The sequence below is a fragment of the Calidifontibacillus oryziterrae genome, from assembly GCF_000331575.1.
Classification (GTDB): domain Bacteria; phylum Bacillota; class Bacilli; order Bacillales; family Bacillaceae_J; genus Calidifontibacillus_A; species Calidifontibacillus_A oryziterrae.
In genome coordinates, this window is the sequence record NZ_ANOK01000003.1 from 427,561 (window position 1) to 442,385 (window position 14,825).

Genomic DNA, 14,825 nt, shown 5'->3' on the forward strand with positions numbered 1-14,825 from the left:
AATGTGGGGAAAATTAGACAGTTATCTGACCAATTATCAAACAAAATTGCAGCTGGAGAAGTAATAGAAAGACCTGCATCAGTTGTTAAGGAGCTAGTTGAAAACGCAATTGATGCTAAGAGTACAAGAATTGAAGTGCATGTGAAGGAGGCTGGGCTTGCGGAGATCCGCGTCATTGATAACGGTGATGGGATTGAGCCTAATGATGCAATTCTAGCATTTGAACGTCATGCAACTAGTAAAATTAAAGATGAACATGACCTTTTTCGTATTCGCACATTAGGTTTCCGAGGCGAGGCGCTTCCAAGCATTGCATCGGTATCAGAGCTTGAGATGAGAACTTGTACTGGAGAAGGAGCGGGAACTTATATCCGTCTTAGTGGGGGCAAGGTAATCACACATGAGGCAACTAATAGTCGAAAAGGGACGGATATTACTGTTACTAATCTTTTTTTTAATACACCTGCACGGTTAAAATATTTAAAGACTGTTCATACGGAATTAGGGAATATTACTGATTACTTAAATCGCATTGCCCTCGCTCATCCGGAAATTTCTTTACAGTTAACACATAACGGGAAACGCGTCTTTTTTACAAGTGGGAATGGAGATGTTTTACAAGTTTTAGCTTCAATTTATGGTGTCTCTATTGCAAAACAAATGATTCCTTTACAACTTTCTACGATTGATTATGAGATTAATGGATTCATCGCGAGGCCGGAGGTAACAAGAGCATCGAGAAATTATATGTCAACCATTATAAATGGTAGATTTATTAAAAACTATTCAATCGCAAAAGCAATTCAAGAGGGATATCATACTTTATTACCGATTGGAAGATTTCCAATTGCTCTTATTAATATTGTTATGGACCCTTTATTAGTAGACGTGAATGTTCATCCATCGAAGCTAGAAGTCCGCTTAAGTAAAGAAGCTGAGTTAAGCGAGCTTATAAAAGAAGGAATTCGTACTTGTTTCAGAAGGGAAACATTAATTCCTGAAGTAACAAAACAAGATAAAAAGATGAAGGTTGACAGTGAACAGCAAGCATTAACCTTTGAGCATTCATCAAATTATCATAGTTTTAACGATGATCCCATTGAAGCAAATCCTCAGCAACGTGAAATCGTAAAAGGTGATGACAGGAGTGAATTTAGTAGTCATACGCCTGATACAGAAAGGGTTAGGATGGCTACGGATATTCTAGGACTACCTCGTGCGAATTCAAGCTTTAAGGAAATGGTGAAGGATGAACAACACGAGATGGTTAATGCTTTCATTCCAACAACTGAAAAGGATACTGTTATACTAGACACTAAGGAAATTTCTCCTCTTGATGCCAATTCAGTTGCTGATAACAATCGAAAACAAAAGCATCCTAGCGAAGGTGAGCGAATTCCAACGCTTTATCCGATCGGACAAATGCATGGAACATATATACTCGCCCAAAATGAAATTGGATTATATATAATTGATCAACATGCTGCACAAGAACGAATAAAATATGAATACTATAAAGAAAAAGTAGCAGAGGTTGAACCAGAGGTCCAAGAAATGCTTCTTCCGATTACGCTTGATTATCCTAAAAATGAAATGCTCATTATCGAAGAACATTTAGAGCAGTTAAGCGCTGTGGGTATATTCCTAGAGCATTTTGGAGCGCAAGGATATATTGTCCGCTCCCATCCACAATGGTTTCCTTCAGGTAGTGAAAAGGATTACATTGAGGAAATGATTCAGCAGGTTATCACAAATAAAAGGATCAGCATAAAAGAGCTAAGGGAGGAAGCGGCGATTATGATGTCTTGCAAAGCTTCTATAAAAGCAAATCATCATTTGCGAAATGATGAAATATTTTCACTTCTGCAAGCATTAAGGAATACGACTGACCCGTTTACATGCCCGCATGGCCGTCCAATTATTATTCATTTTTCAACTTATGAAATGGAAAAGATGTTTAAAAGGGTGATGTAAATAAAACTTTTCGGTGAAATGGTGAATGAAAATTTGTATTCATGACTACAATTGTTTATGATGTATAGGAAACCAAATGTATGTTATAGGTGACCGATACAATGAAAAAAAAAGTAATTGCAATTATTGGACCAACAGCTGTAGGGAAAACGAAAATAGGTATTGAGCTAGCAAAGGCACTGAACGGTGAGATTATCAGCGGTGACTCGATGCAGATTTATCAGGGTATGGATATTGGAACTGCAAAGGTAACAGTTCAGGAGATGCAAGGAGTTCCACACCATTTGCTTGATATTAAACAACCAACTGAAACGTTTTCTGTTGCTGAATTTCAAACACTTGTAAGTCAATTAATTGATGAGATCACAAAAAGAGAAAAAGTTCCGATTATTGTAGGTGGTACTGGTCTATATATTCAATCTGTTCTTTATAATTATAATTTTTCAGACGCTTCTTCAAATCTTGAATATCGAACTCAGCTTGAACAAAGAGTTGAAGAAGAGGGGATAGATGCTATCTACCAAGAGCTTTTGCAGATTGATCCTTTATGTGGTGAACGAATTCATCCTAATAATATTAGACGTGTTATTCGCGCCCTTGAAGTATTTCATGAAACAGGCTTAACAATGTCTGAATATCTTGCAGAGCAGGATCCTGAACCTCTTTATCACCATATCATCATTGGTTTAACGATGGATAGAGGCCTACTTTATGAACGGATCAATCAACGTGTGGATTTGATGATTGAGCAAGGCTTGCTAGCTGAAGTGAAGAGGTTGTATGATGCGGGTGTAAAGGATTGTCAATCAATTCAAGCAATTGGTTATAAGGAACTATATGAATACTTTGAGGATAAGATCACATTGAATTCCGCTATTGAGCTATTAAAACGAAACTCACGTCGTTATGCAAAAAGACAGCTAACATGGTTTCGTAATAAAATGGACGTTGAGTGGTTCGATATGACCGGAGCGGTTGCAGATGAAAATGCCTTTAGGCAAAAGTTTACAGAAATTTTAAATAAAATAGCAGGAAAGCTTGAGCTTAAAGCGAAATAGAATATAAAGAGAAAAAGAGGAGGACTGTTCAATGAAGCAATCCATCAATATTCAAGATCAATTTTTAAATCAGCTTCGTAAAGAAAATATTTTTGTTACAGTATTTTTACTAAATGGTTTTCAACTACGTGGTTTAGTTAAGGCGTTTGATAATTTTACTGTTTTGTTAGAGACTGATGGAAAACAACAAATGATTTATAAGCATGCGATTTCCACATTCTCTCCGCAGAAAACAGTTCAAATTGATATGGAATAAATTTGGATAATGAGGCTAATTCCTACTTGGAATTAGTCTTATTTTTATTGTTCCTTTATCTCAGTCGATGCGCTCTTAGTTTATACGTCGCTAATCAGGGCGCCGATAGCTTTTGTTCTTTTAAAGATGGTTAAATCAGCGCTTCCGTTTTTTTTATGGGCGTTTGTCACAAAATTAGCGCCTCTCACGTATACTAAACATGAAATGAGAGGTGACTCATATGGAGCAACCAGTAACGCTGAAAAAGAATGGCCAAATTAATATTGTTTTAAATGGAGAGAAAAAGAAGGTAAAAGTATCACGTTCAATACCGATCGATCAAAATCAAGGTTATATCCACAGTAAGCATGAACCATTAAAAAAAATTGAAGAAGAGATGAGCGCCCTTGTTGGCATGGAAGAAATGAAAAAGATAGTAAAGGAAATATATGCATGGATTTATATTAATAAGATTCGCGAGGAGCAAGGATTAAAAGCAGGTGGTCAAGTTCTACACATGATGTTTAAAGGAAATCCTGGAACTGGCAAAACAACAGTTGCCAGACTTCTAGGGACTTTATTTAAAGAAATGAATGCATTATCGAAAGGACACTTAATCGAAGCAGAGCGCGCAGACCTAGTTGGAGAATATATTGGCCATACTGCTCAAAAAACGAGAGATCTGATAAAAAAAGCTTTAGGTGGCATATTATTTGTAGATGAAGCATATTCATTGGCACGCGGTGGCGAAAAGGATTTTGGAAAAGAAGCAATTGATACATTGGTGAAGCATATGGAGGATAAAGGGAATGACTTCATCCTAATATTAGCTGGGTATGAGAAGGAAATGAATCATTTTCTTTCAATAAATCCAGGTCTACGTTCCCGTTTCCCGATTGTCATAAATTTCCCCGATTATACAGTTAGTCAGTTAATGGAAATTGCCAACAAAATGTTATTAGAACGACAATACGTGTTAGCGAAGGAAGCAGAATGGAAGCTAAGGGATCATCTCCAAAAAATTAAATATACACGTTCAGGGACAGTATTTAGTAATGGTCGCTATATTCGAAATGTAATTGAAAAATCAGTTCGTGCCCAAGCGATGAGGCTGTTATTGAATGATCACTTCGAAAAAGACGAATTACAAACAATTCAAAGCGAAGATTTATTATTCCCAGAAGAATAAGAACAAAAGCTATAGGCGCCCTGATTAGCGACGTATTAACTAAGAGCGCATCGACTGAGATAAACAAAACACGTCGAGGGACGAGTCGATGTTGACTTATCGCAAAAGAGATGAGCGAAGTTTACTAGTCGCTAAGGTGCTGGAGCTGGACGACTTCTCTCTGTGCTAAAGTATTTATCCACAGGATCAAATATTACAATTTCCTAAACCATGATAAAGTGGTATACATAAAGATATACCACTTCTTCTTTTCCTTTGATATAGTTTAAAGAAGAAAAGTTGATGTACTAACAATTTTATAAAGGTAGGGACAAACTTTGATTGAAAATCAAACAATAAAAGAACGTGCATTACTTGTTGGCTGTCAATTACCTCATATTGATGATGAACGATTTTTATACTCAATGGATGAATTAGCTTCACTTACAGCTACGGCGAACGGAGAAGTATTGATGAGCCTTTCGCAAAAGCGGGAGCGCGTCCATTCAGCCACATATATTGGCAAAGGGAAAATCGAAGAAATAGCCCTTTTAGAAGAAGAATTAGCGGTTGATGTTATTATCTTTAATGATGAGTTATCGCCATCACAAATGCGTAATCTAGCTGAGAAGTTTAACGCAAGAGTCATCGATCGAACCCAATTAATTCTTGATATTTTTGCTTCTAGAGCTAAGTCTAAGGAAGGAAAATTACAGGTGGAGCTCGCTCAATATGAGTACTTATTACCTCGACTTGGCGGCCAAGGACTTGCTTTATCAAGACTTGGAGGTGGTATAGGTACAAGAGGGCCTGGTGAAACAAAGCTCGAAGCAGATCGACGGCATATTAGACGGCGAATTACGGAAATTAAAGAACAGTTGCAAACAATCGTTGAGCATCGCAATCGCTATCGCGATCGAAGAAAAAAGAATCAAACATTCCAAATTTCGCTAGTCGGTTATACGAATGCCGGGAAATCAACGATCTTTAATCGTTTAACGGAATCAGCAGCATTTGAAGAGAATTTACTATTTGCTACACTTGATCCGGTGACGAGAAGATTTATTTTGCCGTCTGGATTAACAACATTATTAACAGACACTGTAGGTTTTATTGAGGATTTACCAACATCATTAATTGCAGCATTCCGTTCAACCCTTGAGGAAGTGAAAGAAGCAGATTTAATTTTGCATGTCGTTGATTCCTCGAATCCAGATTATTTTAATCATGAAAAAACTGTTTATCATATTTTAGAAGAGCTAGAGGTCAACCATATTCCAATATTAACGATCTACAATAAAAAAGATCTCGTATCTATACATTTTGTACCATCGGAAAATGAGATGTTATTTATAAGTGCTTATGAAAAAGAGGATATCGAAAAGCTTCAGAAAAAAATTGAAGAAAAAGTTATCAGCCAAATGGAATTTTATCATTTTTACGTTTCAGGTGAAAATGGTAAGCTTTTAGCTAAATTAAAATCAGATACAGTATTGTTAGAACAACAGTTTATTGAAGAAAAAGAAATGTATGAATGTAAAGGATACATCAATCCTAATATTTCTTTATATCAGCAAATACATCACCTAAACGAACAGTAAATGATAGGGGTATGGGTACTAATGTATGAAAATTTTCGCTATGGTAATTCGATAGAAAAAACTGTCAAGAAAATTGAAGAAAAGATTAAACTTATTCATCAAGAAATAGATTATAAGGTAGAAAAAAATCAACTGAAGGTACTAACTGCTTTTCGTCATAACCAAGTAAGTGATTTCCATTTTAATCCATCAACTGGTTATGGATATGATGACAGTGGGAGAGATACACTTGAAAAAGTGTATGCAGAAGTGTTTGGTGGTGAAGCATGTATTGTCCGTCCACAAATCATTTCGGGTACTCATGCGATTACCTTGTCTCTTTTCGGTGTACTGCGTCCAGGAGATGAATTACTTTATATTACTGGCAGGCCTTATGATACGTTAGAGGAAATTGTAGGAGTACGTGGTAAGCAGAACGGCTCCCTAAAGGATTTTAATATTTCATATCAATCGATCCCATTAACAGATGAGGGACACGTTGATTTTCCAAGAGTTGCTAAAGCAATAAAGCATAACACGAAGGTTATTGGAATCCAGCGTTCAAAAGGATATGCGACAAGACCGTCGTTTATGATTTCGCAAATTAAAGAAATGATCGAGTTTGTGAAGGATTGTAAACAGGATGTAATCGTGTTTGTAGATAATTGTTATGGAGAATTTGTGGAGGAACTTGAACCGTGTGACGTTGGGGCAGACTTAGTTGCAGGCTCCTTAATAAAAAATCCAGGTGGAGGACTAGCGAAAACTGGTGGTTATATTGTTGGCAAAGCAGATTTGATTGAGCAATGTGCTTATCGGGTAACAGCACCAGGATTAGGAAGAGAAGCAGGCGCTTCGCTATATAGTCTTCATGAAATGTATCAAGGTTTTTTCTTAGCGCCTCATATTGTTGGACAAGCATTAAAAGGGGCTGTTTTTACATCGGCACTGTTAGAAGAATATGGTCTACATACATATCCAAAATGGAATCAAAAACGCACAGATCTTATCCAGTCCGTTCAATTTAATGACCGAGAAATGATGATTGCCTTTTGCCAGGCTATCCAATTCGCATCTCCTGTAAATGCCCATGTTTTGCCAATGCCAAGCTACATGCCGGGATATGAGGATGATGTTATTATGGCAGCAGGTACATTTATACAAGGTGCTAGTATTGAATTGACTGCTGACGGTCCGATGCGCCCTCCTTTTGAAGCATATGTGCAGGGAGGATTAACGTATGAACACGTAAAAATTGCCATCATTACGGCAATCAATCAATTGCTTGAAAAAGAATTAATTAACATATAAGTAATTGAACAATTGCGCTCTGGGTTAAGATTCTTAATGGTGATTTTGTTTGACATTCAATAGAAACATCCATATCTATAAATAACATGTAAGAAAACCTAACATAGGATTGACAACTTATCTAACATTATATAAAATTATCACCATGAATTATGTGAAGTAGAAATATCATTAAGGAGGATTGCGAATGAGTGATAACATTCGTCGTTCAATGCCGCTTTTCCCAATCGGTATTGTAATGGAATTGACAGAGTTATCTGCGAGGCAAATCCGTTATTATGAGGAACATGGATTGGTTCATCCGGCAAGAACAGATGGAAATCGTCGAATGTTTTCCTTTAATGATGTTGATCGCTTATTAGAAATAAAAAAGTTAATCGAACAAGGTGTGAATTTAGCTGGAATTAAACAATTATTTGAGGTTAAGGAAGTGGATAGAACGACTAAAACTGAAAAGTTCGAACAGGTTAACCAAGAATTGTCAAACTCTGAGTTAAGACGTTTTTTACGTAAAGAACTAATCCAAGCTGGTCGCTTTCATAAAAGTACGCATCACAATGGAGATGCAAGATTTCTCCAGTAACGAAGAAGTAAGTAAAAATTATAGACAATATTTCGGGAGGAACAAGGTATGGCAAAATACACAAAAGAAGATATACAACAATTGGCACAAGAACAAAACGTAAGATTTATTCGACTACAATTTACTGATATGCTGGGGATTATAAAAAACGTTGAAATTCCAGTTGGACAACTTGAAAAAGCGCTTAATAATCAAATGATGTTTGATGGCTCTTCAATTGAAGGATTTGTAAGGATCGAAGAATCAGACATGTATTTATATCCAGATTATGATACATGGATGGTTTTTCCTTGGACGGCAGAAAAAGGAAAAGTTGCTCGACTTATTTGTGATATTTATAATACAGACGGTACTCCTTTTGCTGGTGATCCACGTGGTAATTTAAAACGCCAGCTTAGACGGATGGAGGAACTAGGTTTTACTTCATTTAATATTGGACCAGAACCTGAGTTTTATTTATTTAAGCTAGATGAAAAAGGGGAACCGACATTAGAGTTAAATGATAAAGGTGGCTATTTTGATTTAGCTCCAACAGATTTAGGAGAAAATTGTCGTCGTGATATCGTGTTAGAGCTAGAGGAAATGGGTTTTGATATTGAGGCTTCACATCATGAATGCGGTCCAGGTCAGCATGAAATTGACTTTAAATATGCAGATGCAGTGAAAGCCTGTGACGACATACAAACATTTAAATTAGTCGTAAAAACCATTGCAAGAAAGCATGGCTTACATGCAACCTTTATGCCAAAGCCTATATTTGGAATTGCAGGCTCTGGTATGCATTGTAACGTCTCTTTGTTTAAAGGAAATGAGAATGTATTTTTTGATGAGGCAGGACCATTGCAATTAAGTGAAACAGCCTATCAATTTATCGCAGGTACAATGAAGCACGCTGAAGCATTTACTGCAATTTGTAATCCGACTGTTAACTCATATAAGCGTTTAGTACCTGGTTATGAGGCTCCTTGTTATGTAGCATGGTCTGCAAAGAATCGCAGCCCTTTAATTCGAATTCCATCAGCGCGAGGAATGAGTACGCGGATTGAAGTAAGGAGTGCAGATCCTTCAGCGAATCCTTATCTAGCAATGACTGTCATTTTGGCGGCTGGGCTTGATGGAATTGAAAATAAATTACAAGCTCCGAACGCAGTTGACCGCAACATCTATGTGATGGATAAAGAGGAGCGTTTGGAACATGGTATTATTGATTTGCCAGGTACACTTGCAGATGCCTTAGAAAAGCTTAAAGCTGATGAAGTTATGATGGACGCTTTAGGTTCTCATATTGCAGAGCATTTTATCGAGGCGAAGGAAATCGAGTGGGATATGTTCCGGTCGACTGTGCATCAGTGGGAACGTGAGCATTATATGTCTGTATATTAAAATAAAACTACCCCATGATTTTTGAAATCATGGGGTTTTAACTGTTGATATGTAAAACTAATGGTAATTCGCACAATCCGTTCCCTTTGGGTCGGACAAATTTACTATAAATTTATTGTATCGTTCGATAAAGTCCGATTACCTTTCCTAATATCGTTACGTCATCGACGATGATTGGCTCCATTGTCTCGTTTTCAGGCTGAAGTCGAATATGATCCTTTTCTTTGAAAAAACGTTTGACAGTCGCTTCGTCATCAGTTGTCATCGCAACAACAATTTCACCGTTTACTGCGGTTTGCTGCTGGCGAACAATGACTAAATCACCATCATGAATTCCTGCATCAATCATACTTTCTCCTTCGACGACAAGAATGAAGAGATTTCCTTCAGCTGGAACTAATCGTTCAGGCAATGGAATATAGTCTTCAATATTTTCAATAGCAGTTATCGGTAACCCTGCAGTAACTTTACCTATAATAGGTACATTTACTATATCATTTTTTGGAAGCATGTCTGTTTCTTCGTTCGTTAAAATTTCAATAGCCCGCGGTTTTGTTGGATCCCTTCGAATAAATCCCTTTTTTTCAAGTCTATCTAAATGACCATGAACAGTTGAACTTGAAGCAAGGCCGACTGCTTCACCAATTTCTCTAACTGAAGGCGGATACCCTTTTGTTTTCACTTGTTGTTTAATAAACTGTAAGATATCTTGCTGTCGCTTTGAGATTTTTACCATAATTTACACCTCATTCGCTCCATATATTAATAGAATTATAACAAACTTACCAACAAATTACAAACATAAGTTCGAGGGTTTTAAGAATATTAGTAATGGATCACTAGACTTTCGTTCAGTAATATAGTAAAAATAGTGAATAGAAAACTGCAGGGAGGATTTCATTTGATTTCACAGGAAAAAATCAAGCGGATCAACGAATTAGCTAATAAAGCTAAAACAACTGGTTTAACAGAAACCGAAAGAATCGAACAGAAAAAGCTACGTGAGGAATATATTAAAAGCTTTCGGAAATCTCTAGACAATACACTTCACTCTGTCAAAATAATAGATCCGGATGGAAAGAATGTTACCCCAAAAAAATTACGTGAGAGTCAAAAAAGGAGAAATAATCCGTTTTTTCATTAAATCATCTATTTTCTAGCTTAATACGAAATGAAAAAGGTATAATAGGTAATGGAAAATGGTTGTACAATTGGATATAAACGTTATATGATGAAAAGCGGAGAAAAAATAGAGGAAGGATGAAAGACATGTCAGTATCAATAGAACAGTTATCGATAAGTGCGATTCGGACATTATCAATCGATGCCATTGAAAAAGCCAATTCAGGACATCCAGGTATGCCAATGGGAGCGGCGCCGATGGCTTACAAACTTTGGACAAAGTTTATGAAGCATAATCCAAATAATCCAAAATGGTTTGATCGTGATCGTTTTGTACTATCAGCAGGTCATGGTTCAATGCTTTTATATAGCTTACTTCATTTGTGTGGATATGATGTTTCCATTGATGACTTGAAAAACTTCCGCCAATGGGGCAGTAAAACACCTGGTCACCCTGAATTTGGTCATACACCTGGTGTTGAAGCAACAACTGGACCGCTCGGACAAGGCGTGGCAACTGCGGTGGGGATGGCTATGGCTGAGCGTCATTTAGCGGCAAAATACAATAAAGAAAATTATGAAATTATTAATCACTTTACATACAGTATTTGTGGTGATGGAGATCTCATGGAAGGGGTTTCTGGAGAATCTGCGTCATTAGCAGGTCATTTAAAGCTAGGACGATTAGTAATATTATATGATTCAAATGATATATCCCTTGATGGAGATTTAGATCGGTCGTTTTCTGAAAATGTAATGCAACGCTATGAATCATATGGGTGGCAAGTGTTACGAGTTGGGGATGGTAATAATTTAGATGAAATTGAAAAGGCTTTAGAGGAAGCAAGAACAGATCTAAATCGTCCAACTTTGATAGAAGTAAAAACAACCATTGGATATGGGTCTCCAAATAAAGCTGGAAAGTCAGCTTCGCATGGTTCTCCACTTGGGCAAGATGAAGCAAAGCTTACAAAGGAATCTTATAAGTGGACGTTTTCTGAAGATTTTTATGTACCGGAAGAGGTATATCAACATTTTAATCAAATCGTTAATGAGCAAGGGAAACAAGCTGAAAAAGCATGGAATAAATTATTTGCTGAATATAAAGAGCAACACCCAGAGTTAGCGCAGGAGCTAGAATTAGCTATCGATGGGAAATTACCAAAGGGATGGGAGCAAGCTCTTCCTAAGTATGAAGCTGGCAAAGATAAGCCTGCTAGCCGTGATTCATCGGGTCAGGCAATTAATGCAATTGCAAAGGCAGTTCCGCAATTATTTGGAGGTTCAGCAGACTTAGCGAGCTCAAACAAAACGGCAATGAAGGACCAAGGGGATTTCGCTGCTACTAATTACAGCGGTCGCAACATTTGGTTTGGTGTCCGTGAATTTGCAATGGGGGCAGCTTTAAACGGAATGGCCCTTCATGGCGGAGTCAAAGTCTTCGGCAGTACATTCTTTGTATTTTCTGATTATTTACGTCCGGCCATTCGCTTAGCTGCACTTATGAAATTGCCGGTAACTTATGTATTTACACATGATAGTATTGCTGTTGGTGAGGATGGACCAACACATGAGCCGATTGAACATTTAGCTGCTTTTAGGGCAATGCCTAATTTATCTACGATTCGTCCAGCAGACGGAAACGAAACAGCAGCTGCATGGCGGGTCGCTCTTGAAAGTGAGACGAGGCCAACCATTCTAGTCCTTTCACGTCAAGGTTTACCGACAATTGAGGGAACAGTAGAAAATGCTTTTGAAGGTGTAAAAAAAGGTGCGTATGTTATTAGCAAAGCAGATAAGGAACTACCGGATGCATTACTGTTAGCAAGCGGCTCAGAAGTGAATTTGGCGATTGAAGCACAAAAGGCACTTGCACAAGAGGGTATTTCAGTTTCAGTAGTGAGCATGCCTGCATGGGACCGTTTTGACGAGCAACCAGATGATTATAAGCAATCAGTGCTACCAAAAAATGTAAAAAAACGTTTAGCAATAGAGATGGGATCTTCCTTTGGATGGGATCGCTATACAGGTGATGAAGGTGATATTCTAGCGATTGATCAATTTGGCGCATCTGCTCCGGGTGGAAGGTTAATTGAAGAATATGGCTTTACTGTTTCTAACGTAGTTGCTAAAGTAAAGGCTTTACTAAAATAGTGATTGGATAGGAAGCTGACCAATATAGGTCGGCTTCTTTATTCGACAAAACTAGTGTATTCTTTCACCACTAGATGACAATCATTTCCTGAAATTTCAGCTATACTTTTATTATTAAAGCTCCACCGCATTTTCTAGTAAAAGTTAGTAGGGGGAATTTTATGAGGAATTATCAAATCTATCTGCTGAGAGAAGATGTTGCTTACGATTATTTTGGAAAAGAAAGACTAATATATAACCTTTTTGTAGAAAAACTTCATGCAAAATCTCGTGAACAATTAAATTTAATAGAGAAACAAATTAATTATATAACAAAGCCGTTATCAGTTATTGAAATTAATCGATTTATTGAAAAAAATTTTAAAGAAATTTCCTATGAACATAATCTTCAGTTTTTATATAAAGTCGAAACAAATAAAGTGTATTCGACAGCAAGACTTGGATTAAAGAATCGCTACATACTATTAGAAGCTGATGGGACTTTTGATGCTGAAACTACTTTTTTTGAGGTGCTGCGGAAATATAATTCATGCTTTTTAGCGATGGATTTCGAAAATAACCATTTTGGCTGGTTAAATCCAATTAAGCAAAAACGATACGTTTAATTATTCATTTGTTGTAAAAAATATTGTATAATATGATCCGTTCTAGTACACTTTATAGTAGGACAACTATTAGGAGGAAAGAGTTTTTATGTGGCTTAATATTACGATTGGTTTAGTTGCTTTACTCGCAGGGATTGCGATCGGCTTTTTTATTGCTAGAAAATATATGGAAAATTATTTAAAAAAGAACCCACCTATTAATGAGCAAATGTTAAAGGTTATGATGACACAAATGGGTCAAAAACCTTCTCAAAAGAAGATAAATCAAATGATGTCACAAATGAACAAGCTTCAAAAATAAATTTTAACGGGGACGGTCTATTGCTTCAATTATTGACGTTGGGAGCAAAAGAACCGTCCTTTTGCCTCCTTGATAGTGAATTTCTTGAAGAATATAATAGGTATATGATGAAATACATTTTACAAAGGATGTCATGTTATGCTTGTTTCAATACCAACGATTTCTATTACAGAAGCTTTAAAAGAAAATTCCTTTTTTATAGATGTTCGTTCACCTGCAGAATATGAAGAGTTTCATATTGACGGTGCGATTAATATTCCGTTGTTTTCAAATGATGAGCGAGCCCAGATCGGCACAATCTATAAACAAGTGGGCCAGGAAGAGGCGAAGGAATTAGGTGTGAAATTTCTAGCTTCAAAGCTTTCTGAATTATATGCCGCTTATAAGGACTGTGTAAAACAACAACATCATAAAAAAATTATTGTCTATTGCTGGCGTGGCGGTATGAGAAGCGGGAGTATCGTTACATTTATGGCAATGATGAATCTACCCCTAATTCAGCTTGAAGGAGGAATTCGCAGCTTTCGTAAGCTGATACAATCGGAATTAGAATCATTTGCGGCCATTAAACGGGATTATATTGTTCTTGAAGGGAATACTGGAACTCATAAAACAGACATTTTACAAGCTTTACAAAAGGAAGGGTATCCAGTTTTAGATTTGGAAGGTTTAGCTGGCCACCGTGGTTCAACATTTGGCGGTATTGGTTTAAAACCAAAATCACAAAAAGAATTTGAGCGTGATTTATGGAAGCGATTATGGGAATTGAAGAATTCACGATATTTTATTGTTGAAGCAGAAAGTAAGAGAATCGGCAGAATTGTACTTCCGCAATTTATAGTTGAAGGTAAAGAAGCTGGAGCAAGGATTCATCTTCATGCCCCGATTGAAAGTAGGATAAAGGCTATTTGTGAAACGTACCAATTCCAAAACTATCATGAGGAATTTGAGCGGGCATTGGAAATAATAAAAAAACGGATGAAACCTGATGTATACTTGTTAATTAAAGAAAGTCTAGCTACTAAAGACTATGAAACATTTGTTAGGTTACTGCTAGAAGAATATTATGATCCCCGCTACACATATGCTTCAAATCAATATGACACTCCAAGCTATGAACTAGTAATTGAACATACCGTAGATGGTATCAGTAAGGTTAGAGAACAAATTAATAATATTGTTGAAAATAATAGGCTGCTAACAACTTAATGTTAGAAGTCTTTTTTGTTCTTTTTATAGGGGTATTGGTATATAATGAAATTAGCTTGTATTTTAAAAAGTTAGCTTGCATTTAAAAGACACAAAACTGTTAAATTTAATTATTATTATTTTTTTGTATCATTTGATAGAA

The 14,825-nt window shown here is 36.7% G+C and carries 14 protein-coding genes; 13 read left to right on the plus strand and 1 reads right to left on the minus strand.

The features are described from left to right. Positions 1–3: 3 nt before the first annotated feature. From mutL to glnA, 8 genes are all read left to right on the plus strand, one after another. Positions 4–1,974: a DNA mismatch repair endonuclease MutL gene (mutL, locus tag D612_RS0102180; protein WP_017753840.1), complete on the plus strand. Its 1,971-nt coding sequence runs from the start codon at positions 4–6 to the stop codon at positions 1,972–1,974. A 101-nt stretch (positions 1,975–2,075) separates the two neighbouring features. Further along, positions 2,076–3,032, plus strand: a complete 957-nt coding sequence (gene miaA, locus D612_RS0102185; protein ID WP_017753841.1) for a tRNA (adenosine(37)-N6)-dimethylallyltransferase MiaA — start codon at positions 2,076–2,078, stop codon at positions 3,030–3,032. Positions 3,033–3,063: 31 nt separating this feature from the next. Beyond that, positions 3,064–3,288, plus strand: a complete 225-nt coding sequence (hfq, locus tag D612_RS0102190) for an RNA chaperone Hfq (RefSeq protein ID WP_017753842.1) — start codon at positions 3,064–3,066, stop codon at positions 3,286–3,288. A 220-nt stretch (positions 3,289–3,508) separates the two neighbouring features. After that, on the plus strand, positions 3,509–4,456 hold the full coding sequence (spoVK, locus tag D612_RS0102195; RefSeq protein ID WP_017753843.1) for a stage V sporulation protein K: 948 nt from the start codon (positions 3,509–3,511) through the stop codon (positions 4,454–4,456). 317 nt (positions 4,457–4,773) lie between these two features. Continuing rightward, complete coding sequence (gene hflX, locus D612_RS0102200) at positions 4,774–6,036, plus strand: GTPase HflX (protein ID WP_017753844.1); 1,263 nt, start codon at positions 4,774–4,776, stop codon at positions 6,034–6,036. A gap of 21 nt (positions 6,037–6,057) precedes the next feature. Continuing rightward, positions 6,058–7,326: a methionine gamma-lyase family protein gene (locus D612_RS0102205; RefSeq protein WP_017753845.1), complete on the plus strand. Its 1,269-nt coding sequence runs from the start codon at positions 6,058–6,060 to the stop codon at positions 7,324–7,326. Positions 7,327–7,513: 187 nt separating this feature from the next. After that, positions 7,514–7,909 carry a MerR family transcriptional regulator gene (locus tag D612_RS0102210; RefSeq protein ID WP_017753846.1) on the plus strand — a complete coding sequence of 132 codons (396 nt, stop codon included), beginning with the start codon at positions 7,514–7,516 and terminating at the stop codon, positions 7,907–7,909. 48 nt (positions 7,910–7,957) lie between these two features. Further along, positions 7,958–9,292 (plus strand): type I glutamate--ammonia ligase, encoded by a 1,335-nt coding sequence (gene glnA, locus D612_RS0102215; RefSeq protein WP_017753847.1) that lies wholly within the window; start codon positions 7,958–7,960, stop codon positions 9,290–9,292. A gap of 112 nt (positions 9,293–9,404) precedes the next feature. On the opposite strand, the gene lexA is transcribed toward glnA, so the two are convergent. Next, the gene (gene lexA, locus D612_RS0102220; RefSeq protein ID WP_017753848.1) at positions 9,405–10,028 is read right to left on the minus strand and encodes a transcriptional repressor LexA; all 624 of its coding nucleotides are present in this window, start codon (positions 10,026–10,028) and stop codon (positions 9,405–9,407) included. A gap of 165 nt (positions 10,029–10,193) precedes the next feature. Between lexA and D612_RS0102225 the strand changes: the two genes are divergently transcribed. The 5 genes from D612_RS0102225 (at position 10,194) to mnmH (ending at position 14,683) form a co-directional block, all read left to right on the plus strand. Next, positions 10,194–10,436 carry a DUF896 domain-containing protein gene (locus D612_RS0102225; protein WP_017753849.1) on the plus strand — a complete coding sequence of 81 codons (243 nt, stop codon included), beginning with the start codon at positions 10,194–10,196 and terminating at the stop codon, positions 10,434–10,436. Between the two features lie 125 nt (positions 10,437–10,561). After that, positions 10,562–12,568, plus strand: coding sequence for a transketolase (tkt, locus tag D612_RS0102230; protein WP_017753850.1), 2,007 nt, complete (start codon positions 10,562–10,564; stop codon positions 12,566–12,568). Positions 12,569–12,729: 161 nt separating this feature from the next. Then, positions 12,730–13,173, plus strand: coding sequence for a sporulation inhibitor of replication protein SirA (sirA, locus tag D612_RS0102235; RefSeq protein WP_017753851.1), 444 nt, complete (start codon positions 12,730–12,732; stop codon positions 13,171–13,173). Positions 13,174–13,261: 88 nt separating this feature from the next. Further along, entirely contained in the window at positions 13,262–13,474 is a 213-nt protein-coding gene (locus D612_RS0102240; RefSeq protein WP_017753852.1) for a YneF family protein, read from the plus strand. Positions 13,475–13,612: 138 nt separating this feature from the next. Further along, complete coding sequence (gene mnmH / locus D612_RS0102245; protein ID WP_017753853.1) at positions 13,613–14,683, plus strand: tRNA 2-selenouridine(34) synthase MnmH; 1,071 nt, start codon at positions 13,613–13,615, stop codon at positions 14,681–14,683. The last annotated feature ends 142 nt before the right edge of the window (positions 14,684–14,825 follow it).

Coding starts and splice junctions, on each gene's coding strand:
- miaA (WP_017753841.1), top strand. CDS start 2,076: ATGAAAAAAAAAGTAATTGCAATTATTGGACCAACAGCTGTAGGGAAA.
- hfq (WP_017753842.1), top strand. CDS start 3,064: ATGAAGCAATCCATCAATATTCAAGATCAATTTTTAAATCAGCTTCGT.
- spoVK (WP_017753843.1), top strand. CDS start 3,509: ATGGAGCAACCAGTAACGCTGAAAAAGAATGGCCAAATTAATATTGTT.
- D612_RS0102205 (WP_017753845.1), top strand. CDS start 6,058: ATGTATGAAAATTTTCGCTATGGTAATTCGATAGAAAAAACTGTCAAG.
- D612_RS0102210 (WP_017753846.1), top strand. CDS start 7,514: ATGAGTGATAACATTCGTCGTTCAATGCCGCTTTTCCCAATCGGTATT.
- glnA (WP_017753847.1), top strand. CDS start 7,958: ATGGCAAAATACACAAAAGAAGATATACAACAATTGGCACAAGAACAA.
- lexA (WP_017753848.1), bottom strand. CDS start 10,028: ATGGTAAAAATCTCAAAGCGACAGCAAGATATCTTACAGTTTATTAAA.
- tkt (WP_017753850.1), top strand. CDS start 10,562: ATGTCAGTATCAATAGAACAGTTATCGATAAGTGCGATTCGGACATTA.
- sirA (WP_017753851.1), top strand. CDS start 12,730: ATGAGGAATTATCAAATCTATCTGCTGAGAGAAGATGTTGCTTACGAT.
- D612_RS0102240 (WP_017753852.1), top strand. CDS start 13,262: ATGTGGCTTAATATTACGATTGGTTTAGTTGCTTTACTCGCAGGGATT.
- mnmH (WP_017753853.1), top strand. CDS start 13,613: ATGCTTGTTTCAATACCAACGATTTCTATTACAGAAGCTTTAAAAGAA.